We start from the raw sequence: 25,563 nt of genomic DNA, 5'->3' as shown, positions 1-25,563 counted from the left end.
AGCAAGAACCGTTCCCAAAAATTGGTCCGATTTTTGCTTATCCTAGTCCAGGCCCGATGTACACGTCTTGACGAACGCAAAAACGGGCTAGAGGCGGAATTCCTCGCCAAGGTAAAGGCGGCGCACGTCCGGATCGGCGACGATCTCATCCGGGCTCCCCTCGGTCAAGATTTCGCCGGCATAGACGATGTAGGCGCGGTCGGTGAGACCGAGCGTCTCGCGGACATTGTGGTCGGTGATGAGGACGCCGATGCCGCGATTGGTGAGATGGCGGACGAGGTCCTGGATGTCGCCGACCGCGATCGGGTCGATGCCGGCGAAGGGCTCGTCGAGCAGCATGTAATTCGGCCGCGTCGCCAGCGCGCGCGCGATCTCGACGCGGCGGCGCTCGCCGCCCGACAGAGCGATTGACGGCGATTTCCTGAGCCGCGTGATGTTGAACTCGTCGAGCAGCGAATCGAGCTGCTGCTCGCGCTTCTTGCGCGAGGGCTCCACCACTTCGAGCACGGCGCGGATGTTCTGCTCGACGGTGAGGCCGCGGAAGATCGAGGCTTCCTGCGGCAAATAGCCGATGCCGAGCCGCGCGCGCTGATACATCGGGAGCTTGGTGACGTCGTGGCCGTCCAGCTCGATGGCGCCGCGATCGGCCTTGATCAGGCCGGTGATCATGTAGAACACGGTGGTCTTGCCGGCGCCGTTCGGACCGAGCAGGCCGACGGCTTCGCCGCGGCGCACATAGATGCTGACACCGCGCACGACCTGGCGGCTGCCGAAGGCCTTTTCCACGCTATGCACAGCCAGAAAGCCGGGCCGCTTCAGGAGCTGCGGCCCGCCGCCGTTCGGCTTGGCGGCGGCCCTGACGGGGTGAACTGCCGGCTGACGCGGCGCCTCGGCTTGATAGTCGCCTTGATAGTCACCCTGGAACTGATCGGGCGCATGGATCGCCTGGTCGCGGGCCATCGGCGCGTCCCGGATCGGGCTCGTCACGAGCCCGCCGACGCCGTCACCAAGCGCGGTGATGTCCTGACGCGCAAATCCTGGCCGGCCGCGCTTGGCGGGGCGCCGACGGAACATGCTGAAGAGATCGACCATCCCCGCCTTCTAAGCCTTTCGCGACGATCCTGCGCGAATTCGCGCGATCTGCCGCACCGGCCGTTCGACTGGCCGATGCAGCATGAGTGAAGGGATGTCTCATGCCCAGTGAAACACGCCCGAAAAGCGGCGGACCCCGCTTCGAAAGCCCTGCGCGCTAGATACAGTCTCACCGGCCAAGCTTCAACCTCGGATCGGGAGCAACCGATCCAAGTCGTTGAATTCATTTCGATTTAGTTCCGCCGGGCAATTGCAAAGGCGGCGCCCCGCCGGGCTTACCCGAACCGCAATCATTGCCGCCGCCCTGCGGCAGCAGGGCCTGAACCCGGCCGTTGTCGGATTCCACCCGCGACACGCCCGTCGTCATGTCGACCATCAAACGGTCGCCGCGCAGCACGTTCTTGCACTGCGTCAGGACGACCTGGCCGCCACCGCCCAGCATGGTGATGAGATTGGTCCTGGTGTCGAACACGGCGGTCTCGCCGGTCACCACCTGGTCCTTCTGGGTGACCACGACATTGCCGCGCGCCTCCAGCCGTTTGATCGAGGAACTGCCGCCGGGGCCCGGCTGCGCCGACTGCATCGGCGCGCCCTTGGTCGCCTTGGCCGCAGGCTGCGGCGTGGCGGGCTTGTCGCCGCCCGACTCGTAGAACACCACCAGCGTCTTCGAGGTCATGGTGGTGTCGCCCTGGATGACCTTCACATTGCCGGCGAAGGTCGCCTCCTTCTTCTTGTCGCGCATCTCGAGCGAGGCCGCCTCGATCTGGATCGGCTGATCGCGGTTCTGCGAGAAGCCCTGCATCGCGTTCGGCACGCCTTGCATCGTGCTCTGCGCAAAAGCGGCGCCGGTTGCAGCAAGCACGACAGTGGCGGCGAGCGCAGCTGCACTGACGATGGCATTGCGCGTGTGGTTGCGCGGTAAAGTCCTGATCATGAAAATCACTTTGAATTGGCAGATTTATTCTTTGACTTGGCCGGCGGCGCCGCCGCCGCGGGCTCGGCTGGCGCAGGCTGAGCGGCGGCGGGGTCATCCAGCTTGTCCAGATGCATCACCACATTGCCCTCGAAGCGGATGACGTCGCCGCCTTCCGTAATGCGCAGCTTGTCCGCGGACAGCGTGCCGTTGGTCAGCTTGACGTCGACACGCTCGTCCGAGGAAACCGTGCCCTTGCCCATGTCGACGAAGGCCGAGTTCAGCCGCGCCTCGTAGCCGGTCGAGGTGCGCAGGAAGATGTCCTTGTGCAGATCGAGCTGCTGCTGCTTGTTGTCGAAGCGGCCGGTGCGGGCATCGAGGAACAGGGTCGATTGATCCTCCATCAGCACTTTCGCGCGCAGGTCGGAGAGATCGACATGATCGGGATCGGTGATGTCCTGCGTCGCGGTCTTGGCCCAGAGCTCGTAGGGCCGCTGGTCCGGCGTGTAGCCCGCCAGATGCGGCGATTCCATCGTGATCTTGGTGCCCGACACCACCAGGTTTCCAGAATCGAGCGGCAGCTTCGGCATCAGCATGCGGAACGGATTGAAGACCGAGACGCCGACGATGGCGGCCATCGACAACAGCACTGCAGCCGGCACCGCGAGGCGCAGAATCCGCACCAGACGGCTGTGGCGCGCCGCGCTGGCAAACTTCGCCGCAAGCGCGGCGTCGTAGGTGGGATTGTGGGCCGAATTCACCTGAGCTCCTGAGGTACCGCTCGCCAGGCCGGGTTGCAGGCCGCCCCATTGTACCCGTCAGCGCCGCAATATGCAGCCTTGTACATATCAGCCTTGGACATATCAGGCTCGGACAGGCCGCACGAAAGTGTCCGAAACGGGGCGCAGCCCGAAGTCTAACCGGCGGTCGAAGGCTCAGGAATGCGCGAAAATGTCCTCCTCCGCCCAGCCCTGAAGGTCGAGCAGGGCGCGGGTCGGCAGGAAGTCGAAACAGGCTTTGGCCAGCGCGGTGCGGCCCTCCCGCACCAGCATGGCATCCAACCGTTCGCGCAAGGCATGCAGGTGCAGCACGTCCGAGGCGGCATAAGCGAGCTGCGGCTCGGTCAGGCTGTCGGAACCCCAATCGCTGGATTGCTGCTGCTTGGAGAGATCGACATTGAGCACCTCGCGCACGAGGTCTTTCAAGCCGTGGCGATCGGTGTAGGTGCGGGTCAGGCGCGAGGCAATCTTGGTGCAATAAATCGGGCCAGTCATGACGCCGAAGGTCTGGTACAGCACCGCGACGTCGAACCGCGCGAAGTGGAAGATCTTGGTGATGGCGGGATTGGCCAGCAGCGCCTTCAGGTTCGGCGCGTCGGTGTGGCCCTTGGGTATCTGGACCACGTCGGCGCTGCCGTCGCCGGGCGAGAGCTGCACCACGCAGAGCCGGTCGCGGTGCGGATTCAGCCCCATGGTCTCGGTGTCGATCGCAACCGCTCCGGTGTAGCGGGACAGGTCGGGCAGGTCGCCGCGATGCAGGCGTACGGTCATGGCGTTTCAAAACCTCGGGTCTAATCGGTGCGTCGGCACAATAGCGAATTCGGATTGCCCGCGATGTAGCCATTGCCGGCGGGCCGCGCAAGCACGGGCTTCGCTCAGATCGCCGCCAGCATGATGCAGATCATCGCCGCAACCGCAATGCGGCTGGGGCCGTCGCGGAAGGCGTACAGAATCGGGTCATCGGGCATCTCGCGGCGATGCGCCATCATCAGGGCGCGGCCGAACCAGTAGAGCAGCAGCGGATTGAGCAGCCACAGCATCCAGGGACGGCTGTACAGCGGCGTCACCGCGGTCGAGGAGACGTAGAGCGAGAACACGGTCACCGCGTTCATCGCGCTCGCCGCCGCCATCGCGGCGATGATTTGCAGGTCGGTGACGCGATAGTCGCGGTTGGAGGGATCGGCAAGGCCGGCGCTCTCGCGCATGCTGAGCTCGCTGAAGCGCTTGATCAGTGCCAGCGAGGTGAACACGAACAGCGAGAAGATCAGCAGCCATTCCGACAGCACCACGCCGACGCCGACCGCGCCGGCGACGATGCGAAGCGTGTAGAGACCGGCGAGCGTGACGATGTCGACCAGCATCTTGCGCTTGAGCGCGAGCGAATAGGCGATGGTGGTGATGAGATAGGCGCCGAGCACGCCGAGGAACAAAGGCGAGATGCAGAGGCCGGCCACGACCGCGAACAGCCACAACGCAGGAATCGCTGATAGCGCGGACGAGATCGGCAGATCTCCGGCCGCCAGCGCGCGATGGCGCTTGGTCGGATGCTGCCGGTCCGCTGCGAGATCCAGGAGATCATTCATCAGATAGGCGCCAGACGCACAGGCCGAGAACGCCAGGAACGCCAGCAGCGCGGAGCCGAAGCTGGCAAAATTCAGCTGATGCGCGGTGATGACAGGCACGAACACCAGCGTGTTCTTGGCGTATTGATAGACGCGCAGCGCCTTGACCCAGATCTTCAGCCCGGGATTGCGACCGCCGCGGTTTTCGATGCGATCGATCGTGCCGCGATCGAAGGGAAGCTCGCCCGCAGCGTGATCGGCCGGCGTCACGACGCCATCGAAACCGAGATGCGCGGCGATGCCGGCCGCATGGCCGGGAAGCCGGCTAGCGAGCAGGTAGACCTTCGCACCGCGCGCCCGCGCCGCCAGCGCCTGGTTCAGCACATCGGGATCATAGGGCAGATGGGCGTAGTCGATCTCGGCCTGCGCCAGGACATCCGTCAGCGCCGCCATGCCGGGCCGTCCGCCCGCGCCGAAGCGGGCCAGCAGGCGAGCGGGGCTGGAGAACAGCGCTTCCATCAAGAGCTCGGAACGGAGCAGGGCGCCTTCGAGATCGATGACGAGCGTCCGCGCCGCCGCCGGCACTGCCGACGGCCCCGGCGCGCTGGAAACGTACTGCCAGGCAGGCTGCTCCATTCGAAAACGCTCTTGTTTGCCGCAAAATGACCGGCTCCAGGAAAGCGGATGGCCAGGGAGCAGGGAAATGGACGGCAGCGAGCCTAGGAGGCATTCGCTAAGGCTGGCTTAACCCGAGATTGGCGGCAATCCGGCGAGGCCTGGTGGTCTCTCAATCGCTCCAGCTGCGGAACTGCAGTCTGAGCAGGTCGTAACGGACCCGAAGATAGCCGTCGGGACCGTGCACCACGGCACCGGGCACGATCCGCTCGACCTCCTGGGCCATCACACCGACATAAAACGTGTCGTCCCAGAGATAGCGAAACCGGTAGAGGCAGATGCCGCTGTCGAGGCATCCGAGCCGCGAGATATCGCGCTTGAGCCGCCTGTCGGACGTGACAGGCGGTGGAGGCGTTGGCGGCAGGGTCGGAACCACCGCCGGCACGGGCTGCGGCGGAGGCGGTCCGTATTTGTCGTAGGACCGCTCGATCGACCTGGGGCTGTTCGTGTCCTGGCTGTCGCCGCGGCTCTGCGAGACCGGCGCGCCGGTATAGGACAGTTTGGGCTGCGAGAAGATGATGGCTCGCTGGCGCATCGACCTGGCGAGGCCGCCGTTGACGCATCCACCACCTGAAGTCCTGCCCTCCGGGCATCTTGCTTGCGCCTGCGCCTGATCGAAAATCGACGAGCCGGCGACGAATGCCGTGACAAGAGCAAAGCCGCTCAAACCAGTGATGATGCGCGTCAAAATTTCATGCTCCCGCCAAGCATCGCGATCCAGCCGCGAACGCGAAGGTTCGGCGTCAGTTCGGTCAGGTTTTCATTGATCCAGAAGTGCTCGGCACTCGCTTTCAAGGACAAGCCTTCGCGTGGCGAATACTGCGCAGAACCTCCCGCTCCGATGCGGGTCTTTGCCGGAATGAATTGCTGCGTGACCGGATTGTAGGAGTTTTGATCGCGCCGCATGTAGTTCAGCATCGGCGCGACGGTCCAGTTGCCGCTCACGACGGATTGCTCGAGGCGATACCGATACACGGCGCTGTTGGACCGAAACGACTCGGGAATGATCTTCAACAGCTCCGGATCCAAAACCCTGTTCTTCTCGGCGTTGGTCCACGACGCCGTGAATGTCGTGCTCGACGATGTCGTCCATGCATATCCGACCGTACCTGACAGTGTGTAGCGGTCGCCAAGCGCATAAGATGAGATATGATCCAGACGGGTTGCAGTTTCGTGGGCGTAGGACGCTGAAGCCAGCAGCGTCAGGCTCGCCAGCTGGTAGCCGAGCGACGCCGTCTGCGTCGCGACCCGTCCCGGCCCCACCAATGTGGTTGCCTGCGGCTCCGTGCTTGCGGGATCGAGCAGCGCTTCCATGCGATATGCGCCGCGCCAGGTATAGCCGGAACTGAACGTCAGGATGAGCTGTTCGCCGATGGGCAGGTTGACGCCGACCGTCGGCCCTATGTTCAGCCCTTCCCCGAATGTTGCGAGGTCGACGATGTCCTGATCCATCCGCGCATTCGCCGCGCTGCCATAGAGAGCCGTCGTCCCCGTTGGAAGATTGACGTTCATGGAGACGAACGGCTGGATTCCGGGAATGCCGAGAAAGGTTGCTGTCCCCGAGACGACCGTATCGGTCGTGGTCGTGACGCTGCCGGTCAACCCGGGCGTGGATTGCCGTGACCAGACATAGCCGCCCCTGCCGAGCAGATCGACTTTGACGTTTTCGAGCGGCTGCCCGCTCGCCTGGATCGTCAGGGGTGCATAGACCTGCGTCCCGGCGCCGGCCGCCACCGAGCCGCTGGCAGGGAAACCCCGCGTGCCGCTCCAGGTGGCATATCGCAATTCCTGATCGGCGCTCAGCGACCAGTTCGGCTCGGCGGCATTCGCGAGCGAGGAGACCGTACAGCAGGCCATGACCACACACGCGCGCTTCCATCCGTCTCGAACCGAATCGTAGAGGCGCGCGCGCATGATGGGCTGAGAGGACATGCAGTTGGAGAAGCCTGACGGCAACGAGATCGCCGGATGCACGGCGACCTCGCGCTCGGACCCGCGATCAAGCCGCGGTTACGGCTGCTTCTTCCCGGACGTGGGGGCTGGCGGCTTGGGGGGCGCCGGAGTGGGCTTCGGCGGCGGCGGGATATTCTTCCGTACGGCCGCGTCGGCCAGCGACGGAGATCTCGTGTAAGCCATGACCGGGGCGGCACTGACCGCTGCGAACAACGCCGCGGCGATCATCATTCGATACATCATGAACTTGTTCCTCTTCATAGTCCGTCCGGGAGCAGTGAAAAATTCCAGCCGATGACGGTCGCGGCTGAGAATTTGTTGGCAGACATCGGGGCGCGCCGCGGGGATTTGTAGGCCGACCGCCGTCAATGCCGGCGTCAGTCCGGCGTGACATCAGCGTGACTCCTGCTTTGCGCGGCCTTCAAAGTGCGTCAAAGCGTGTTAGGTGTGTTTCCGAGGCCACGATCGCCGTGCCCGATTTGCCATGGGAATGAGAGACTGCGTGCCGCTTCCGAGATTTGGTCTTTCGCTGTTCGGACGTTTTGAACTGACGACAAGTGACGGCGTGGTTTCGTTGCCGGGCCGGAAACTTGCTGGATTGCTCGCCTATCTGGCTTGCGCTGCGCCGCGCCGCCAACCGCGCGAAAAGCTCGCGAACCTGCTGTGGGGCTCGCATTTCGAGACCCAGGCGCGGCAGAATCTGCGCCAGAGCCTGGTGCGGTTACGGCGGATTCTCGGGCAGGACTCCATTTGCAGCGACGACAATGACGTCTGGCTCGCGCCCGGGGTGATCGATTGCGATGCGGTCCGCTTCGAGACCCTGATCGTCGAGGGCAGCCGCGCGTCGCTGGCCGCGGCCGCCGATCTCTACCGCAATCCGCTGCTGACGGATCTGAATATAGAAGAAGACGCATGGTCGGAATGGCGCGACCGGGAACGGGAGCGGCTGGACGGCCTGGCCGTCGATTCCATGGTCCGGCACGGCCAGCACGCGCTGCAGTCCGGACATGCGGAATCCGCGCTCAGGACGGCCAACCGGGCCATTGCCGTGAATGCCTTGCGCGAGGATGCGCATCGGCTGGTCATCCAGGCGCTCACCGCCAATGGACGCAAGGCCGAGGCGCTCAAGCGCTATCAGGATCTCGTCGCGCTGCTCAAGCGCGAGCTGAACACGGAGCCCGATGCGGTCACCCAGTCGCTCGTCGCGGACCTCCGCAACGCCAGACCGTCCGGTGCGTCGCGTACGAACGAGCCCCTGGATGGCGTTCGGGTGCGGGAGACCGAAGCCGCAGCCGTCGCGGAACGCGATGACGATGCTCCGCCCTCGGAATCGCTTCGCCCGGGCGGCCGCCAGCAGCGCCAGTTGACGATCATGGCCTGTCAACTGATCGGCGCGATGCCTCTGTCCGCGGAGCGCGACCCGGAGGATGTCCACGACCAGATCGTCGCCTTTCATCAGGTCGCGGCTCGGATCGCAGCGCAATTCCATGGCTTCGTCGCCCAGCACCAGGGCAACGGTGTCCTGATCTATTTCGGTTATCCCATGGCGCGCGAGCACGATGCTGAACATGCCGTACGCGCCGGCCTCGCAATCGTCGACGCGGTTCGCATTATGGACGCACCGGCCGGCGCGGCACCGCGGGCGAGCGTCGGGATCGCAACCGGCCTCGTCGTGATCGGCGAGAAGCCCGGGCCCGGCGATCTCAGGCAGCACGTTGCGATCGGCGAGACGCCGAACCTGGCAACACGGTTGCAGGGCGTTGCCGGACCGGGCGAGGTCGCGATCGCAGCCCGCACGCGGCGGCTGCTTGGGCAATTGTTCGACACGCGCGCGCTTCCGGATATCGAGGTCAAGGGACTGCGAGAGCCGGTGCCCGCGTGGCAGGTGCTCGGCGAGGCTGTTGGCCTCAGCCGTTTCGATGCGCGGCGCGCCGATTCACTGTCCGCGCTCGTCGGTCGCCAGGAAGAGATTGATCTGCTGCTGCGTCGCTGGAATCAGGCGAAGTCCGGTGCGGGCCGTGTGGTGCTGATCTCGGGCGAGCCCGGCATCGGCAAGTCGCGCATCGTCGAGAGCGTGTTGACGAGGCTCGAGGACGAGCAACACAGCCGCTTGCGCTATTATTGCTCTCCGCATCATGCGCACAGCGCGCTCTACCCGCTCATCGTTCAGCTTGAACGGGCTGCCGATTTCGAACCCGGCAGCAGCGCCGACGCACGGATAGACAGGCTGGAAGCCCTGCTCGCGCCCGCAACGAAAAATCTGACCCGCGATGTCGCGCTGATCGCCGAACTTCTCGGCGTGCCCTCGGACGGACGCTATCCGGCCCTCGCGATCTCCCCGCAGGAGAAGCGGGAGATGACCCTCAATGCGCTGCTCAACCAGCTTTCAGCCGGAACGGTGCAGACACCGGGGCTGATCGTGGTCGAGGACGCGCACTGGATCGACCCGACATCGCTCGACCTGCTCGACGCGATCGCGGCTCGCGCCGCAAATCTGCCGCTGCTGTTGCTTGTCACCATCAGGCCGGAATTCCAGCCTTCCTGGATCGGCCAGCCACATGTGACGCTGCTGCCCCTCGGCCGTCTTGGCCGCAGCGACAGCGCCGGCATCATTGATGACGTCGCGGGAGGCAAGCCTCTCCCCGAGCCCGTCGTCGAGCAGATACTGTCGCGCGCCGACGGCATCCCGCTGTTCGTCGAGGAGTTGACCCGCATGCTGATCGAGCAGGAGCTGTTGCGCGAGGCATCCGATAGCGAAGGGTTGGAGGGGTCGCGGCGGTCGCTCGCCATTCCGGCGACGTTGCAGGCCTCGCTGGCCGCTCGCCTCGACCTGCTCGGCGCGGTGAAGGACGTGGCTTCGATCGGCGCTTCGATCGGGCGGGAATTCTCCTACGAGCTGATCGCTGCAATATCCGCGCTGCCCCCTGTCGATCTGGACGCCGCGCTTGAACGGCTGACGGCCTCCGGCCTCGTCAGTCGTCGCGGCTCGCCGCCGCAGGCGAGCTACACGTTCAAGCACGCGCTGGTCCAGGATGCCGCCTATGTCGCGATGCTGAGGAGCCGCAGGCAGCAATTGCATGCGGATATCGCGAACACGCTCATCGAAAGCTTCCCGGCGCTGGCCGAAACCCAACCCGAGATCGTTGCCCTTCATTTCGACGAGGCCGGGCGGGTCCGCGAGGCGACCGACCACTGGATCAAGGCGGGGCGACTCGCACATGCGCGATGGGCCAACCGCGAAGCGGCCAATTTCTTCGAACGGGGGCTGCGCTGCCTCGCGACGCTGCCGCAGACCCGGGACACAATGGAGCAGGCGATCGATCTCAGGTTCGACCTGAAGACCTCGCTGTTTCCACTTGGCCAGTTCGCGCGCATCGTCGGCTATCTTCGCGAGGCCGAAGCGCTGGCCAGAGATCTCGACGATCCCGGACGGCTTTGCCTCGCGTCCGTTCACATGTGCCAGACCCTCAGCCTGAGCGGCCATCCACAGGACGCCGTCAAGTTCGGGCGGGATGCCCATCGTCTCGCAGAGCAGCTCGGCGAGCTTTCGCACCGCATCTCGGCATCGCTGTTTCTCGGGCTCGCCTGCTTCTCGACGCTGCACTACGGCGAGTCGGAATCTCATTATCTCAACGTGCTGGAACTGCTCGACGGCGACGCACGCCTCCGGCAATTTTCCCTCGCCGGATTTCCGGCCGTGACCGCCCACGGTTTTCTCGCTCGCATCTATGCCGACCAGGGCAAGTTCGCGCGCGGGATCGCTCACGGCGAGGAAGGCATACGCCTCGCCGAGGCGGTCGATCACCCCTACAGCCTCGGCATCGTCAGCTGGTGCTTTGCCGATCTGCTGGCGTCCCGGGGAGAGCTGAACCGCGCAGTCGTGGTGCTGGAGCGCGGACTGGCGGTGGCGCGCGAGTGGAACCTGCCGTTCCTCGTCGCAGGCAATTCCGGCAGCCTTGGCCACGCTTATGCCCTGCTGGGGCGAACGGCCGAAGGCCTGCCGCTGATGGAGCAGGCGCTGAGGGTCTTCGAGAAGATGGGGCATCGATTTGCCCAGGCGCTGTTCCTGTCGCCTTTGGGCGAAGCATACCTGTTGGCTGGCCGGCAGGCGGATGCTCTCAGGGCTGCCGGACAGGCGCTGACGCTGGCCCGTGAAAATGGCCAGCGGAGCGGCGAGGCGGCCGCCCTGCGCCTTCTGGGCGAGGCTTCCAGCGGCGGCAGCTCCCCGGACCAGGCCGAAGGTCACTTCAGAGCCGCGCTCGCGCTCGCCGATGAACTCGACCTCCGCCCGCTCGCTGCGCGCTGCCGTCACGGCCTCGGAAAATTCTATTTGAAGGCGGGATGCCCGGACCAGGCTCGCGACGAGCTTGTCGCCGCGGCGACGATGTACCGCGAGATGGAGATGCGGTTCTGGCTGGTGCAGGCCGAAGCGGAATTGAGCGGATTGCCGGACTCCCTGTTGCATGGATCCCACAACCCGGTGTGAGCTTCATGTTCCCCAGGGAACGAGCGGCCGGCGGCCGATGAAATTCGCCCCGGCTCACCCCATCTGCCAGTCTCTTCCTCCACTCGCCGTGAATCGAGCCCCATGACCGACCAGACGCTCGCCGCGCCTATCGACGATCAATCGGACCGTCCGCGCGGCCTTTCGCGCTACCAGTCCCTGCTCATCGCGCTGCTCGCGTTCACGCAGTTCACCATCATCCTCGACTTCATCATCATGTCGCCGCTCGGCGCCATCCTGATGCCCGCGCTCGACATCACGGCCGGCCAATTCGGCGTCGCGGTGTCGGCCTACGCGTTCAGCGCGGGCATTTCGGGGGTGCTGGCCGCCGGCTTTGCCGATCGCTTCGATCGCAAACGCCTGCTGCTGTTCTTCTATGTCGGCTTCACGCTCGGGACCCTGCTCTGCGCGATCGCGCCGAATTATCATGTGCTGCTGCTCGGCCGGATCGTGACCGGATTGTTCGGCGGCGTGATCGGCTCGGTGGTGCTCGCCATCGTCACCGACCTGTTCGCGCTGCATCTGCGCGGCCGCGTGATGGGCTTCATCCAGACCGCATTTGCAGCAAGCCAGGTGCTCGGCATTCCCGCCGGCCTGTTTCTCGCCAATCACTGGAGCTGGCACGTCTGCTTCATTGCGATCGTCGTGGTGTCGATCGCGGCGATCGCCATCATCGCCTTCGCGATGGAGCCGGTCGACGCGCATCTGAAGCGGAAACAGGACAAGAACCCGTTCCACCATCTGATCTCGACCGTCGGGCAGCCGCGCTACACGCTGGCCTTCTTCGTCACGACGCTGCTGGCGACCGGCGGCTACATGCTGATGCCGTTCTCCAGCGCCTTCACCGTGCACAATCTCGGCATCGACATCACGCATCTGCCGACGATCTATCTCGTCTCAGGCCTGTTCAGCATCGTCACGGGGCCGCTGGTCGGAAGGGCAAGCGATGCGTTCGGCAAATACCCGACCTTCGTGTTCGGCAGCGTGGTGTCCGTCATCATGGTGCTGATCTACACCCATCTCGGCCACGTCACGCTGGTGACCGCGATCCTCGTCAACGTGCTGATGTTCGTCGGCATCTTCTCGCGCATGATCCCGTCGCAGGCCCTGATGTCCGCAATCCCGGATCCCGACCAGCGCGGCTCGTTCAGCGCGGTCAGCGCCTCGCTGCAGCAGCTCTCCGGCGGCCTCGGCTCGGTGCTCGCCGGCGCGATCATCGCGGAAGGGGCGGACGGCTCGCTGATCCATTTCGACCGGATCGGCTACGTCGTCGTAGCATCGGCGATCGTCTCGCTGGTAGCTATGTATTTTGTGCAGAAGGCGGTGGCGGAGCGGACGGGGAAAAGGGTGGTGTGAGGGGAAACGGGACGAACTGGCGTACCAGGGGACCGTCGCGACGGCGATGCAGCAATCGCCGCTCCGCTATCTTCGCGGATCGGGAGCCGTCTTAATTTGCGTCCGAATTCCGCAAAATGGTGCCCAGGAAAGGACTCGAACCTTCACGGCCGTTAAGCCACTGGCACCTGAAGCCAGCGCGTCTACCAATTCCACCACCTGGGCATGCCGTTTGGGGCACGGAGGCGGTTACTACGGTTCGGTGACGCCGTTGTCAATTCATGCGTGACCCGGGTTTGGGGATGCCGATTGCGCATCGCAAACCGGCCCGATACAAGCCTGACAAGACGCACTCTTTTCCGCAGGAACGGCTCCCATGGCATCGAATCTGGACACGCTCGTCACGGTTTTCGGCGGATCGGGGTTTTTGGGCCGGAATGTCGTCCGCGCGCTGTGCAAGCGGGATTACCGGGTCCGGGTCGCGGTGCGGCGGCCGGAACTCGCCGGATACCTCCAGCCCTCCGGCAAGGTCGGGCAGGTCCATACCGTGCAGGCGAATTTGCGCTATCCGGCCTCGGTCGAGGCGGCGCTGCGTGATTCGCACGTCGTCATCAACCTCGTGGGCGTCCTGACCGAGAGCGGCGCGCAGACCTTTGACGCGGTCCAGGCCAAGGGCGCCGAAACCGTCGCCAAGGCGGCGGCCGCGGCCGGCGCCAGCCTGGTGCATGTCTCGGCGATCGGGGCCGATGCCGAATCGCCCTCGCGATATGCCAAGGCCAAGGCGGCCGGCGAAGCCGCGGTGAGGGAAGCGGTGCCGTCGGCGACGATCTTCCGCCCCTCCCTGATGTTCGGCCCCGAGGACCAGTTCACCAACCGGTTCGCCGCGCTGGCCCGAATGTCGCCGGTGCTGCCGCTGATCGGCGGCGAGACCAGGATGCAGCCGGTCTATGTCGGCGACGTCGCCACCGCGATCGCGGACGCCGTCGACGGCAAGGCCAAGTCGGGCGCGACCTACGAGCTTGGCGGGCCGGAAGTGCTGACCATGCGCGAGATCATCGAGGCCATCCTCGAGATCACCGCGCGCAAGCCGGCGCTGATCCCGCTGCCGTTCGGCCTCGCCCGCTTCCAGGCGAACTTCCTGCAATTCGCGCCGGGCGCCTTCAAGCTGACGCCGGACCAGGTCACGATGCTCGAGCGCGACAATGTGGTGTCGGACGCGGCCAAGGCCGCCGGGCTCACGCTGGAAGGGCTCGGCATTACGCCGGATTCGCTGGAAGCGATCGCCCCACAATATCTCTGGCGCTTCCGCGCTGCCGGTCAGTTCCAGCGTATGAGCGTGTGAGGGTGGTGTCACCTCTCCCGCTTGCGGGAGAGGTCGGATTGCGAAGCAATCCGGGTGAGGGCCTTCTCCTCTTGGGGGGTCCTCGCCCGCGGAGCTACCCCCTCCCCAGCCCCGCAAGCGGGAGAGGGAGTGCACCACCGGCGCGGCCGGCGACTTAAAACTTCAGCTTCTTGAACACCGCTTCCGGCAGCGTCTTGATGATCAGCATCACGAGGCGCCATTTGCCGCTGACATAGACGACGTCGGTCTTGTTCTCGACGGCGCTGAGGATCGCATCGCCGACCACCGGCGCTTCGACGGTGAGCGGGCCGATCAGCTTCATGCCATCAGTCATCTTGGTGCGGACGAAGCCGGGCTTGACGGTGACGACATGCACGCCGCCACGACTGGCGCGGGCGCGCAGGCCGGAGAGGAAAGCGGAGAAGCCGGCCTTGGCCGAGCCATAGACATAGTTCGAGGCCCGGCCGCGATCGCCGGCCACGGACGACACGCCGACAAGCGTGCCGGTGCCGCGGCCCAAGAATTTTTCGGCGAACAGGCCGAGGATCAGCGCGGGCCCTTCGTAGTTCGAGCGCATGATCGCGGTGGCGTGGGCAAGGTCGCTCTCGGCATTCTCCTGCACGCCGAGGAGGCCGATGATCGAGATGACGACATCGGGCAATGCCGGCAGGCCGCTCACAAAGCCCTCGAATGCGGCGGTGTCGAGCACATCGAATTTGTAGAGACCGACGTCGATCGCGTAGCGCGCGCGCAGATCGGCGGCGTCAGGTTCCAGCGCGGCGACGTCGCGGCCTGCGAGGCCGACATCGTAGCCGGCTTTGGCGAAGGCACGCGCGGCGGCGCGGCCGATGTCGGAGGAACCGCCGAGCACCAAGACAGATTTGCGTGACGTCACGGCCTAGACCTCATCAAACAGACGCTGTGAAAGTTTCGAGCGGATGTTGCCGGCGGGATCAAGCGATTTGCGGATTGCGTTGAAACGCTGCAAGGCAGGATAGCTCGCCGCGAAGGTCGCACGCGACTGGCGTGCGTCTTTCGCCAGATACAGCCGGCCGCCGGAGGCGACGACCAGCCGATCGATCTCGTCGAGGAAATTCAGGATGTCGCCCTTCACCGGAAAATCCAGCGCCAGCGTGTAGCCGGGCAGCGGGAACGACAGGATGCCGTCGCCCTGTCCGAGCTTCTTGAGCACGGCGAGGAAGGAGGCATCGCCGCGCCGTGCGACGCGATCGAGGATATCGCCGAGCACGGCGCGCGCGCCGGCTTGCGGGATCACGCATTGATGCTGCAGGAAGCCGCGCTTGCCATAGATGCGATTCCACTCACCGACGCTGTCGAGCGGAAAGAAATACGGATAGAGCGAGACCACATGGCTGCCGCCGGCGCGCCGCGCGCCCATGCGATAATAGAGCTCGTTGAAGGCGCGGACGCTGGTGCGGTTCAGTGCCATCGACGGCAGGTCGACCGGCACGCTGAAGCGAGACTCCTTGCCGACCGGAAATGCATCGACGCCTTCCGCCAGTTCGCCCCTGCCCGCGTGCTCGCCGAGATAGATCAGCGAACGGCCGAGATCGCGCCCGCGTGCCGCGCAATCGATCCAGGCCACCGAATAGGTCGCGGCATCCCCCGCCTCGAGCGCGCGCATCGCGGCATCGAGATCGGACGCGGAGATCACCCGTTCGCGGATCCACCCGGTCTCGACCCGGCGCAGCCGCATCGTCGCTTCGAGGATGATGCCGGTCAGGCCCATGCCGCCGACGGTCGCGAAGAAGGCGTCGGAATTCTGTTCGCGCGAGGCCTCGATGACTTCGCCCTGCCCGGTGCGCAGCAGGAGGCTGTCGACGTAGCGGCCGAAGCCGCCTTCGCAATGATGGTTCTTGCCGTGGACGTCGGCCGCAATGGCGCCGCCGACCGAGACGAAGCGGGTGCCGGGCACGACGAAGGGCAGGAAGCCGCGCGGGCCAAAGGTGTCGATCAGGTCCGACAGGAGAACCCCGGCTTCCAGGCGGATGCGCCCGGTTGCCGGATCGAACGACCTGACCCGGTCGAAGCCGGTCATCGTGACGGTCCTGACGGCGCCGATCGCGGCATCGCCATAGGCGCGGCCATTGCCGCGCGCGACGGTGCCGGCGGAGACAGCCTCGCCGACCGCCGCGAACGAGCGCGGGCGCAGCACATCGCTATCGACGACCGGGAAGCGCCCCCAGCCGCTGACAAGGGTCATGGCTCAGCTCCTGTGCCGGGCGCGCGCCGCCCGGCGTTGGAACTGACTACCGATCAAAAGCTTATTTTGCGTTGAAGGCCTGGTGGAGTCGTAGCCCGGATGGAGCGCAGCGCAATCCGGGGACCCTGCCACAAGGAACGCTGGCCCCGGATTACGCTGGGCTTCATCCGGGCTACAGGCCTACACCTACCGCCCCAGCGCCAGCGCGATCAGGCCGAGCGTGCCGACGATGACGCGCCACCAGGCGAACACCACGAAGCCGTGGCGGGTGACATATTCCAGGAACGTCTTGACCACGATGATCGCGGTGATGAACGACACCACGAAGCCGATCGCGACGATGCCCATATGGTCCATCGTCATCTCGGAGCGGCTCTTGTAGAAGTCGTAGGCGAACGCACCGATCATGGTGGGGATGGCGAGGAAGAACGAGAACTCCGCCGCCGCGCGCTTGTCGGCGCCGAGGAACATCGCGGCGACGATGCTGGCGCCGGAACGCGACACGCCCGGGATCATCGCCACGCACTGCGCGATGCCGATATAGAGATACATCAGCAGCGGAAACCTCGTGGCGTCATGCTCGCGCGGCTTGAGATCGAGCTTGTCGACCCAGAGCAGGATGGCGCCGCCGACGATCAGCGTGAAGCACACGACCCAGGGATTGAACAGCACGCTCTTGATGTATTTGCCGGCGACGAGGCCGACGATCACAGCGGGCAGGAACGCGACCAGCACGCCGAGCACGAAGCGGCGCGAATAGGTGTCGCCCGTGAAGAAGCCGATCACGACATCCCAGAGCTTCTTGAAGTACAGCCCGACGATCGCGAGGATCGCACCCAGCTGGATCAAAACCGTAAACGAATCCCAGAAGGCGCCTTCGCCGAGATGGAAGAAGCGTTCCGCGAGCAGCAAATGGCCGGTCGAGGATACGGGAAGGAACTCGGTCACACCCTCGATGATGCCGAGGATCACTGCCCGTATTGCGTCTGACATATTTACGGTCCATTTCGGCTGGAAAAGCGGGGCCCTTCTCGCCTATTCGTCCCCATGCCGCAATCGCAAAATGCGAAATCACGCCCTTGCCTCGCGGTTTTGAAGGACTAGTGTGGCGCCGCACAAACATTGATGGAATCTTAAGCACCATCAAATAGTCAAAGGCTTCATGTTTACGCTGTTTCATCATCCGTTCTGTCCGCATTCGCGTTTCATCCGCCTGATCGCGGGCGAATACGGGCTCGACCTCAAGCTGGTCGAGGAGCGCAGCTGGGAGCGGCGCGAGGCGTTTCTGTTGCTCAATGCGGCAGGCACGACGCCTGTGATGGTGGACGACGAGCAGCCGCCGATCCCCGGCGCTGCGATCATCGCCGAATATGTCGACGAGGCCTATGGCGCCGAGATGGGACCCAAGCGCCTGATGCCGGAATCCATCGGCGAGCGCGTCGAGGTTCGCCGGCTGATGGCCTGGTTCAACGAAAAATTTTTCGAGGAGGTCTCGCATCCTCTCGTCACCGAGCGCATCTACAAGCGCTTCATGAGCGAGGAGAACGGCGGCGGGCCGCCCTCGGCCGACGTAATGCGCGCCGCCAAGGCCAATGTGCGCTATCATCTGGCCTATATCGGCTGGCTGGCGCAGACCCGTAATTTCCTCGCCGGCGACCGGCTCACTTACGCGGATCTCGCCGCCGCGGCGCATCTCTCGGCGATCGACTATCTGGGCGACGTGCCATGGAGCGAGGACGACGCAGCAAAGGCGTGGTACGCGCGGGTGAAGTCCCGCCCGTCGTTCCGTCCGCTGCTGAGCGAATGGCTGGCCGGCGTGCCGGCATCGCGGACCTACGTGGACCTGGATTTCTGAACTCCGATCCGACTGAACTGAAGGCGGCGCTCACGCGCGAGGCGCGGGCACTCGGCTTCGACTGCATCGGCATCACGATGCCAGGCACGATCGAGAGCGCCGGCAAATACTTTCTGGAATTCATTGCCTCCGGCGGTCATGGCGACATGGACTGGCTCGCCGCGCAGCCGGAGCGTCGTGTCGATCCGCGCGGGCTGTGGGCTGACGTGCGCTCGGTGATCATGCTCGGGGTCAATTACGGCCCGGACCAGGATCCGCTCGCGATTCTCGAGCAGCGCGCGCGCGCGGCGATCTCGGTTTATGCGCAGGGCGACGACTATCACGATCTCATAAAAAAGCGGCTGAAGGCGCTGGCGCGCTGGCTGGTCGCGACCGCGCCGTCGGACGTGAAGGTGTTCGTCGACACCGCCGCGGTGATGGAGAAGCCGTTGGCGCAGACCGCGGGTCTCGGCTGGCAGGGCAAGCACACCAACCTCGTCTCGCGCGAGTTCGGTTCGTGGCTGTTCCTCGGCGCGATCTACACCACGTTGGAACTGCCGCGCGACGCTGCCGAGATCGATCATTGCGGCTCGTGCCAGGCCTGTCTCGACATCTGCCCGACGGCGGCGTTTCCCGCGCCCTACAAGCTCGATGCGCGGCGCTGCATTTCCTATCTCACCATCGAGAACAGGGGACCGATCCCGCACGAGTTTCGCAAAGCCATCGGCAACCGCATCTATGGCTGCGACGATTGCCTCGCGGCGTGTCCCTGGAACAAGTTCGCGCAGGAGGGGCGCGAGGCCAAGCTCACCGCGCGCAGCGAATTGCGCGCGCCTGGTCTCGCCGAGCTGGCACGCCTCGACGACGCTGCGTTCCGCGCGCTGTTCACGAAGTCGCCAGTGAAGCGCATTGGTCGCGATCGGTTCTTGCGGAATGTGCTGATTGCGATTGGTAACTCGGGCGAGGCGGCGCTGGCCGAGGAAGCGCGACGGTTGCTGGAGGATGCGAGCCCGCTGGTGCGTGGCGCTGCGGTGTGGGCGCTGGGGCAGTTGCTGGGACGGGAAGAGTTTGCGGCGATGAAGGGCGCTGCATTAGATCACGAACGCGACGACAGCGTGCGCGAGGAGTGGCAGACCGTCGCCTAACCCTCCGTGTCATTCCCCGCGAAGGCGGGGAATCCAGTACGCCGCGGCTTCTCGACTCAATCACCGCGGTCTCGGAGTCTGGATCGCCCGCCTTCGCGGGCGAAGACACCAGTTGTTGTGGCGATAGCTTGCGCGGCCTGACTCTCACGACGGCACCACCACCCTTGATTTCCCCGCGCGTTTCTTCAATCTCGCACGCATGACAAACCTGCCTTTCTTCACCCGCGATGGCGATACATTCCATCCGACGGAAGCCGCCAATGGTCCGTGGGATCCGAAATCGCTGCATGGACGCGTCGTCGTCGGGCTGCTCGGCTTCGCCATCGAGGAGCGCCATTCGGGTCCCGAATTGGTGCCGGCGCGGCTCACCGTCGACATGTTTCGGCTGCCGACCATCGACAAGCCGATCGAGGTAACGACGCGCCTCGTGCGTGACGGCCTGCGCATCCGCGTGGTCGAAGCGGAATTCGTCTCCGGCGGCGTTAGCATGGCGCGGGCCTCGTGCCAGCTGCTGCGCAAGACGCAAAATCCTGATGGCAATGTCTGGTCGCCGCCGAACTGGGACGTGCCGAAGCCGGCCGACATTCCAAAACCCACCGATCCCAGGCTCGGCATGAACGGCAAATGGACGACGCGCCCCATTGTCGGTCATATGGGCTCGCTCGGTCCGCGAAAACTCTGGATGAGCGAGGTGCGCGAGCTCGTCGCGGGCGTGCCGATGACGCCGTTCGTCCACGTTGCCACCGGCGCGGATTTCGCCAGCCCCTTTGCCAACGCCGGCGACAACGGGCTCGGCTACATCAACAGCGACGTGACGATCTATCTGCATCGCCTGCCGGTGACGAGCTGGATCGGCTTCGAGGTGGTGAACCATCACGCCACCGACGGCGTCGCGATCGGCGAATGCTGGCTTTATGACGAACAGGGTCCGATCGGCACCGCGACGGTGGCCGCGCTGGCGCAGCGCAAGCCGATGGCCAATCCTTCGAAGCGATAGGAGCTTGCCGTCATTCCGGGGCAGCCCGCAGGGCTGAACCCGGAATGACGACTAGGCGAGATGCCGCTGCATCTCCGGCCGCGCCTTCAGCGCCGCGCCCTGCTTGGCGACGAGCTTGGCAATGCGTTCCGGTGCAAACTTCAGGTCGATGAATGCCGGCGCGGTATTGGCGACCTCGTGATAGCTCACGATCTTGCCGCCGTTCAGCGTCATGATCGCGACGCCCTCGAACATCGCCCGCGCGCCGCCAGCTTCCGGCAGGGTGGAGCGATAGCTGAAAGTGTAGCGCGCATAGAGCGTGGTGCCGTCGGTGACGGGATCGTGCATGTCCCAGCGGAAATCGGTCGCGGCGCGATAGAACCAGTCGTCGATCATCGCGGCGATCTTCTCACGGCCGGCGAAGGCGCCGTAGAACACATCGTGATAGACGCCGTCCTCGGTGAACAGCTCGGCGAACGCTTTGCCGTTGCGCTGCTCGACAGCATCGCAGAAGGCGCGCAGCATGGCGGTGGTGGTCATTGATTGCCTCCTGAAGGAAGAAGGCACTTCACCCGATCTCAGCCACCGCGGCAAGAATGCGCGCGATGTCTTGCGGGCGCGAGAGGCGGTGATCGCCGTCCTGGATCATGGTCAGCACGACGTCGTCGGCCGGCAGGCGATGCGTCAGCGCAAAAGCGTGCTGCCAGGGCACATCAGGATCCTTCGCACCTTGCAGGATGCGGACCGGGCAGCCGAGATCGATGGCGCTGCCGAGCACGAGATGATTGCGGCCTTCCTCGATCAGGTTCCGCGTGATCGGATAGGGCGAGCCGTCGCCATATTCGGATGGCCGCAGCCAGAGACCCTTGGTCTCGATCTCCTGCTTCACCGCCGGCGAAAAATTCTTCCACATCAGCTCCTCGGTGAAGTCCGGCGCCGGCGCGATCAGCACCAAGCCCGCGAGCGAGGCCGCGCCGGATCGCTTCCTGATCTCGCGCGCGAGCAGCAGGGCCATCCAGCCGCCCATGGAGGAGCCGATCAGGACCTGCGGGCCATCGCAGAACCGTTCGAACACCGCCACGCACTCCTCCAGCCAGCGTCCGATGGTTCCATCGGCGAAATCGCCGCCGGATTCGCCGTGACCGGAATAGTCGAACCGGACCATGGCGCGGCCGTGATCCCGGGCCCAGGCGTCCAGTGCCAGGGCCTTGCTGCCCTGCATGTCCGATTTGAATCCGCCGAGCCAGACCAGCCCGGGCCCCTGCCCGCGCCGGCTGCGCACCGCGATCCTGCGTGCTGACGGGCCCTCACCCACGTCGATGGTATCGAGTACGGCATCGGGAATTGCATGGCTCATGGAACGTTTAACCTGGCTGCGCGGTTTGAGCTGTCGGGTCGTCTTCCGCAGCGCCGGAGACCGGCATTGTCCCTTTGGGACGCTTGCGGAACGGAAGCAAGGTGTCTATGTCGGTCAGCGTGCCCAGGCGTGGCCGAAATACCTCGCATTTGAGGGTTTTTCGTTTCGCGCAGGAGCGAATTGCTTGCCGGCAAACGCATCTTCCTGCAAAATAGCAGCCTCTTTCACAACTTTGGAGAACCACCCATTCGCCGTCCCAATAAAGCCCCGCCCGTCGCCAGCAAAGATGGGCCGCGCATCAATGATGATATTCGCAATGCGCAGATCCAGCTGATCGATCAGGCCGGTGACAACAAAGGCACGGTCGAGACCGTCATGGCCATCCGGATGGCCCAGGAAGCCGGCATGGATCTGGTCGAGATCTCGCCGAACGTCAGCCCTCCCGTCTGCAAGATCATGGACTACGGGAAGTATAAGTATTCGGCCCAGAAAAAAGCCGCTGAAGCCCGCAAGCGGCAGAAGATCGTCGAGATCAAGGAGATCAAGCTCCGCCCGATGATCGACGACCACGATTACGACGTGAAGATGCGCGCGATGCAGCGGTTCTTCGAAGAGGGCGACAAGGTCAAGATCACGCTGCGCTATCGCGGTCGCGAAATGGCGCATCAGGAGATCGGCACCAAGCTGCTCGACAAGATCAAGACCGACGTCGCCGAGCTCGCCAAGGTCGAGCAGGACGCCAGGTTCGAGGGACGCCAGGTCGTCATGGTTCTGGCGCCGCGCTGACGCCGGTTGTTTGGAACTCAAGAGTTCAACGGCCCGTCCGGATCTCCGGCGGGCCGTTTTGTTTTCACCTCCCTGCAGGCAGGGAGGTGCGCAGCAGCTTTCCCGGCGACAGCTACGTCCGTGTCGCCTGCCAGGTGCCGCTGCACTGGTCACCGGAAATGACACCTCTCCACGAGCCGGCTCCGTTCACGCCGGCGAGCCGGCCGCCGCCGCTGGCATGGGACGCCCCGACCGAGACCTGCACCGCGACGGCGCCGCCGCGATTGATCTTGCCGGAGACCCGGCCGCCGCCGGCGGATGACACCCGGCTGCCGGTCACCGTGAAGGGGACGCTGTAGCCGGAGCTGCAATTGCCCCGCGTGGTGGCGAAGGTGACATTCCAGACGCCGTCATAGCCGCCGACGCGGGCATCGGCCGTCGATGGCAGCGCGGCCGTGGCGAGCACGGCCAGAAGCGCCAGATGGCGCGGACGGGCGAAAGCAGTCAAAGAGGGAAGCGATCGGGAAAAATGGGCCATTTTGGTCCTGCTCCAGGCGACAGGCTTGGACATGAGGGTCGCAATTCCGAATAGTCGCCGGGCTGGTTCTGCCGGTTCATCGTTGCCAATCGGCCTGTCCTCTGTCATAAGCCCAGCCTTCATCGCCCGGCTGATTAAGGGCTGCCGTGGCGGTGTTTCGTGCGGGTTTCGCGCTTGTTCGTAAAACCTGAGCACAATCAACGCTCTAACGAGCATTTTGACGGCCAGCCGCCTTCGCGGGCGGAACTCTGTGGCCATTAGGAGAGCCAAATGCCCAAGCTGAAGACCAAATCGGGCGCTAAAAAGCGCTTCAAGGTGACTGCCACCGGCAAAGTGATGTTCGCCCATCGCGGCAAGCGTCACGGCATGATCAAGCGGACGAAGAAGCAGATCCGTCAGCTGCGCGGCACCGCGGTGCTGTTCAAGACCGACGGCGACAACGTCAAGAAGTACTTCTTGCCGAACGCCTGATCGCGTCCACGATCATTGCCAACCGTGCCGCGTCTTGCGCGGCAATCCGATAACCAAAGTCATCTCTGAAGGATTTTGTCATGTCTCGCGTCAAACGCGGTGTGACCGCCCACGCCAAGCACAAGAAAGTCTACAAGGCCGCCAAGGGTTTCTACGGCCGCCGCAAGAACACCATCCGCGCCGCCAAGCCGGCCGTGGAAAAGGCCCAGCAGTACGCGTTCCGTGATCGCAAGCGCAAGAAGCGGACCTTCCGCGCGCTCTGGATCCAGCGCATCAACGCTGCCGTCCGTCCGTTCGGCCTGACCTACAGCCGATTTATCGACGGCATGGCCAAGTCCGGGATCACCGTGGACCGCAAGGTGCTGTCGGATCTCGCGATCAGCGAGCCCGCGGCGTTCCAGGCGATCGCCGAGAAGGCCAAGGCTGCGCTCGCCGCCTGAGCCCTGCGGCGCTAGCGGCCGGCTTTGCCGGCCTTCAGCGCACGTTGCGAGTAGCGCTGGGCGACCTCCGCCCGGCAGAAGGCCGTGGCCGAGATATACATGGTGCCGGACTTGCTCCGGTACTTCTGGTCGCAGACCCGCAACTCGCGTTGGTAGCTGAGCTTCTGTGGCGGCTGCAGCTGGCCGATGAAATCGGCCTCGCACTTCTTCTCGACCACCTCACCGAACTGTACGTCGCCGCTGGCGCCGTATGCGCAGGCTTCGAACTGCTTCATGGCACGCTCGCAGCCCGGCGCCGCGTTCAGGGCCACGATGATGTCATCCATCGACGTGGATTTGGCCTGGCATTCTTCGGCGGCGAGAGCCGCGCCTCCCAGAAAGCCTTCCAAGAGAACCAGGGCCAGGCCGGCCACGCAGGATCGCAAACGCATCGTCCCCTCCTTCGCGTTCAGGTTGGTGCCAGCCATGCCTTTACGGTTCAAATGCCCCGCATTTACGACGTCCAATCGGCTTGACGTTCCGCCCCGGCTGCGGCCACAACCCGGCAGCCTTTTGCAAGTTTGAGGGATCCGACCGTGTCCGACCTCGCCAGTCTCGTTCAATCCATCCTCGCGCAGATCAGTGCTGCCGGCGACGAAGCGGCCCTCGAAGCCGTCCGCGTTGCCTCGCTCGGCAAAAAGGGCTCGATCTCAGCCTTGCTGGCAACGCTCGGCAAGATGTCGCCGGACGAGCGCAAGACGCAAGGCGCAGCGATCAACCAGGCGAAGGACGAGGTCACCCAGGCGCTCGCCGCCCGTCGCGACGTGCTGAAATCGGCGGCGCTCGATGCGCGGCTCGCGTCCGAGACCGTCGATGTCACGCTGCCGCTGCGCGATGCGCCGACGGAAGCCGGCCGCATTCATCCGCTGAGCCAGGTCTGGGACGAGCTGACCACCATCTTCGCCGACATGGGATTCTCGGTTGCCGAAGGCCCCGACATCGAGACCGACGATTACAACTTCACCAAGCTGAATTTTCCGGAAGGCCATCCGGCGCGCGAGATGCACGACACCTTCTTCTTCCATCCGAAGGAGGACGGCTCGCGTATGCTGCTGCGAACCCACACCTCGCCGGTGCAGGTGCGCACGATGCTGAGCCAGAAGCCGCCGATCCGCGTGATCTGCCCGGGCCGCACCTACCGCATCGATTCGGACGCGACCCACACGCCGCAATTCCACCAGGTCGAAGGCCTCGTCATCGACAAGACTTCGCATCTCGGCCACCTCAAATGGATCCTGCACGAGTTCTGCAAGGCGTTCTTCGAGGTCGACCATATCAACATGCGCTTCCGACCGTCGTTCTTCCCGTTCACCGAGCCGTCGCTGGAAGTCGACATCCAGTGCCGCCGCGACAAGGGCGAGATCCGCTTCGGCGAGGGCGAGGACTGGCTCGAGATTCTCGGCTGCGGCATGGTGCATCCGAACGTGCTGCGCGCCTGCGGCATCGACCCCGACGAGTACCAGGGCTTCGCCTGGGGCATGGGCATCGACCGCATCGCCATGCTGAAATACGGCATCGCCGACCTCCGTCAGCTGTTCGACAGCGACGTCCGCTGGCTGAGCCACTACGGCTTCAAGCCGCTGGAGGTGCCGACGCTGGCTGGAGGGCTGAGCTCGTGA

General features: G+C 64.7%; 24 protein-coding genes, 1 tRNA gene and 1 pseudogene. 11 read left to right on the top strand and 15 right to left on the bottom strand.

What is annotated here, in order from left to right:
* Positions 1–87: 87 nt before the first annotated feature.
* The 7 genes from lptB to GGD67_RS10535 form a co-directional block, all read right to left on the bottom strand.
* On the bottom strand, positions 88–1,092 hold the full coding sequence (lptB, locus tag GGD67_RS10565; protein ID WP_092251416.1) for an LPS export ABC transporter ATP-binding protein: 1,005 nt from the start codon (positions 1,090–1,092) through the stop codon (positions 88–90).
* Between the two features lie 223 nt (positions 1,093–1,315).
* Positions 1,316–2,026 (bottom strand): LptA/OstA family protein, encoded by a 711-nt coding sequence (locus GGD67_RS10560; protein WP_179732562.1) that lies wholly within the window; start codon positions 2,024–2,026, stop codon positions 1,316–1,318.
* Positions 2,027–2,031: 5 nt separating this feature from the next.
* Positions 2,032–2,766 (bottom strand): LPS export ABC transporter periplasmic protein LptC, encoded by a 735-nt coding sequence (gene lptC, locus GGD67_RS10555; protein WP_179732560.1) that lies wholly within the window; start codon positions 2,764–2,766, stop codon positions 2,032–2,034.
* A gap of 174 nt (positions 2,767–2,940) precedes the next feature.
* On the bottom strand, positions 2,941–3,555 hold the full coding sequence (locus GGD67_RS10550; protein ID WP_018323452.1) for a ribonuclease D: 615 nt from the start codon (positions 3,553–3,555) through the stop codon (positions 2,941–2,943).
* Between the two features lie 104 nt (positions 3,556–3,659).
* Positions 3,660–4,982: a UbiA family prenyltransferase gene (locus GGD67_RS10545; protein ID WP_179732559.1), complete on the bottom strand. Its 1,323-nt coding sequence runs from the start codon at positions 4,980–4,982 to the stop codon at positions 3,660–3,662.
* A gap of 151 nt (positions 4,983–5,133) precedes the next feature.
* Positions 5,134–5,709 (bottom strand): tail fiber domain-containing protein, encoded by a 576-nt coding sequence (locus tag GGD67_RS10540; protein ID WP_179732557.1) that lies wholly within the window; start codon positions 5,707–5,709, stop codon positions 5,134–5,136.
* Positions 5,706–6,995: a hypothetical protein gene (locus tag GGD67_RS10535; protein WP_179732555.1), complete on the bottom strand. Its 1,290-nt coding sequence runs from the start codon at positions 6,993–6,995 to the stop codon at positions 5,706–5,708. Before GGD67_RS10535 ends, GGD67_RS10540 begins: the two co-directional genes overlap by 4 nt.
* Before the next feature lie 463 nt (positions 6,996–7,458).
* On the opposite strand from GGD67_RS10535, the pseudogene GGD67_RS39865 reads away from it, so the two are divergent.
* From GGD67_RS39865 to GGD67_RS10525, 3 genes and pseudogenes are all read left to right on the top strand, one after another.
* Positions 7,459–8,796, top strand: a pseudogene (locus GGD67_RS39865) (BTAD domain-containing putative transcriptional regulator); the annotation flags it as partial.
* A 63-nt stretch (positions 8,797–8,859) separates the two neighbouring features.
* The gene (locus GGD67_RS10530) at positions 8,860–11,460 is read left to right on the top strand and encodes an AAA family ATPase (protein ID WP_312013676.1); all 2,601 of its coding nucleotides are present in this window, start codon (positions 8,860–8,862) and stop codon (positions 11,458–11,460) included.
* 102 nt (positions 11,461–11,562) lie between these two features.
* Positions 11,563–12,834, top strand: a complete 1,272-nt coding sequence (locus GGD67_RS10525; RefSeq protein WP_179732551.1) for an MFS transporter — start codon at positions 11,563–11,565, stop codon at positions 12,832–12,834.
* 117 nt (positions 12,835–12,951) lie between these two features.
* On the opposite strand, the gene GGD67_RS10520 is transcribed toward GGD67_RS10525, so the two are convergent.
* Positions 12,952–13,038, bottom strand: a tRNA-Leu gene (locus GGD67_RS10520).
* A 151-nt stretch (positions 13,039–13,189) separates the two neighbouring features.
* On the opposite strand from GGD67_RS10520, the gene GGD67_RS10515 reads away from it, so the two are divergent.
* Positions 13,190–14,155, top strand: coding sequence for a complex I NDUFA9 subunit family protein (locus GGD67_RS10515; RefSeq protein ID WP_179732550.1), 966 nt, complete (start codon positions 13,190–13,192; stop codon positions 14,153–14,155).
* A 154-nt stretch (positions 14,156–14,309) separates the two neighbouring features.
* Here the strand turns inward: GGD67_RS10515 and GGD67_RS10510 are convergent, their stop codons facing one another.
* The 3 genes from GGD67_RS10510 to GGD67_RS10500 all read right to left on the bottom strand — a co-directional run bounded on the left by GGD67_RS10510 (position 14,310) and on the right by GGD67_RS10500 (position 17,372).
* Positions 14,310–15,050: an SDR family oxidoreductase gene (locus tag GGD67_RS10510; RefSeq protein ID WP_179732548.1), complete on the bottom strand. Its 741-nt coding sequence runs from the start codon at positions 15,048–15,050 to the stop codon at positions 14,310–14,312.
* A 3-nt stretch (positions 15,051–15,053) separates the two neighbouring features.
* On the bottom strand, positions 15,054–16,379 hold the full coding sequence (locus GGD67_RS10505; RefSeq protein WP_179732546.1) for an FAD-binding oxidoreductase: 1,326 nt from the start codon (positions 16,377–16,379) through the stop codon (positions 15,054–15,056).
* A gap of 186 nt (positions 16,380–16,565) precedes the next feature.
* A complete protein-coding gene (locus tag GGD67_RS10500) occupies positions 16,566–17,372 on the bottom strand; it encodes an undecaprenyl-diphosphate phosphatase (protein WP_179732544.1) in 807 nt (268 codons plus the stop codon).
* Between the two features lie 169 nt (positions 17,373–17,541).
* Here GGD67_RS10500 and GGD67_RS10495 point away from each other — a divergent pair, with 169 nt between their 5' ends.
* The 3 genes from GGD67_RS10495 (at position 17,542) to GGD67_RS10485 (ending at position 20,355) form a co-directional block, all read left to right on the top strand.
* Complete coding sequence (locus GGD67_RS10495; RefSeq protein WP_018323471.1) at positions 17,542–18,234, top strand: glutathione S-transferase family protein; 693 nt, start codon at positions 17,542–17,544, stop codon at positions 18,232–18,234.
* Positions 18,183–19,358 (top strand): tRNA epoxyqueuosine(34) reductase QueG, encoded by a 1,176-nt coding sequence (gene queG / locus GGD67_RS10490; RefSeq protein WP_179732542.1) that lies wholly within the window; start codon positions 18,183–18,185, stop codon positions 19,356–19,358. The genes GGD67_RS10495 and queG overlap by 52 nt, the downstream gene beginning before the upstream one ends.
* A 199-nt stretch (positions 19,359–19,557) precedes the next feature.
* Positions 19,558–20,355: an acyl-CoA thioesterase domain-containing protein gene (locus tag GGD67_RS10485; RefSeq protein ID WP_179732540.1), complete on the top strand. Its 798-nt coding sequence runs from the start codon at positions 19,558–19,560 to the stop codon at positions 20,353–20,355.
* 51 nt (positions 20,356–20,406) lie between these two features.
* Here GGD67_RS10485 and GGD67_RS10480 read toward each other — a convergent pair whose 3' ends face one another.
* On the bottom strand, positions 20,407–20,874 hold the full coding sequence (locus GGD67_RS10480; protein ID WP_179732538.1) for a nuclear transport factor 2 family protein: 468 nt from the start codon (positions 20,872–20,874) through the stop codon (positions 20,407–20,409).
* A gap of 28 nt (positions 20,875–20,902) precedes the next feature.
* A complete protein-coding gene (locus GGD67_RS10475; RefSeq protein ID WP_179732536.1) occupies positions 20,903–21,691 on the bottom strand; it encodes a carboxylesterase in 789 nt (262 codons plus the stop codon).
* Between the two features lie 246 nt (positions 21,692–21,937).
* Here GGD67_RS10475 and infC point away from each other — a divergent pair, with 246 nt between their 5' ends.
* The gene (gene infC, locus GGD67_RS10470; protein ID WP_080670072.1) at positions 21,938–22,477 is read left to right on the top strand and encodes a translation initiation factor IF-3; all 540 of its coding nucleotides are present in this window, start codon (positions 21,938–21,940) and stop codon (positions 22,475–22,477) included.
* 112 nt (positions 22,478–22,589) lie between these two features.
* Here the strand turns inward: infC and GGD67_RS10465 are convergent, their stop codons facing one another.
* Positions 22,590–22,994, bottom strand: a complete 405-nt coding sequence (locus tag GGD67_RS10465; RefSeq protein WP_179732535.1) for a hypothetical protein — start codon at positions 22,992–22,994, stop codon at positions 22,590–22,592.
* A gap of 270 nt (positions 22,995–23,264) precedes the next feature.
* Between GGD67_RS10465 and rpmI the strand changes: the two genes are divergently transcribed.
* On the top strand, positions 23,265–23,465 hold the full coding sequence (gene rpmI / locus GGD67_RS10460) for a 50S ribosomal protein L35 (protein WP_008143958.1): 201 nt from the start codon (positions 23,265–23,267) through the stop codon (positions 23,463–23,465).
* Positions 23,466–23,545: 80 nt separating this feature from the next.
* On the top strand, positions 23,546–23,905 hold the full coding sequence (gene rplT / locus GGD67_RS10455; protein ID WP_027561620.1) for a 50S ribosomal protein L20: 360 nt from the start codon (positions 23,546–23,548) through the stop codon (positions 23,903–23,905).
* An 11-nt stretch (positions 23,906–23,916) separates the two neighbouring features.
* Here the strand turns inward: rplT and GGD67_RS10450 are convergent, their stop codons facing one another.
* A complete protein-coding gene (locus tag GGD67_RS10450) occupies positions 23,917–24,336 on the bottom strand; it encodes a hypothetical protein (protein ID WP_179733038.1) in 420 nt (139 codons plus the stop codon).
* Positions 24,337–24,480: 144 nt separating this feature from the next.
* Here GGD67_RS10450 and pheS point away from each other — a divergent pair, with 144 nt between their 5' ends.
* The gene (gene pheS, locus GGD67_RS10445) at positions 24,481–25,563 is read left to right on the top strand and encodes a phenylalanine--tRNA ligase subunit alpha (RefSeq protein WP_179732533.1); all 1,083 of its coding nucleotides are present in this window, start codon (positions 24,481–24,483) and stop codon (positions 25,561–25,563) included.

Origin of the sequence: Bradyrhizobium sp. IAR9 (assembly GCF_013408065.1) — a bacterium.
GTDB lineage: Bacteria > Pseudomonadota > Alphaproteobacteria > Rhizobiales > Xanthobacteraceae > Bradyrhizobium.
Note: the sequence above shows the minus strand (reverse complement) of the source record. Positions and strands in the feature narration are given on the sequence as shown.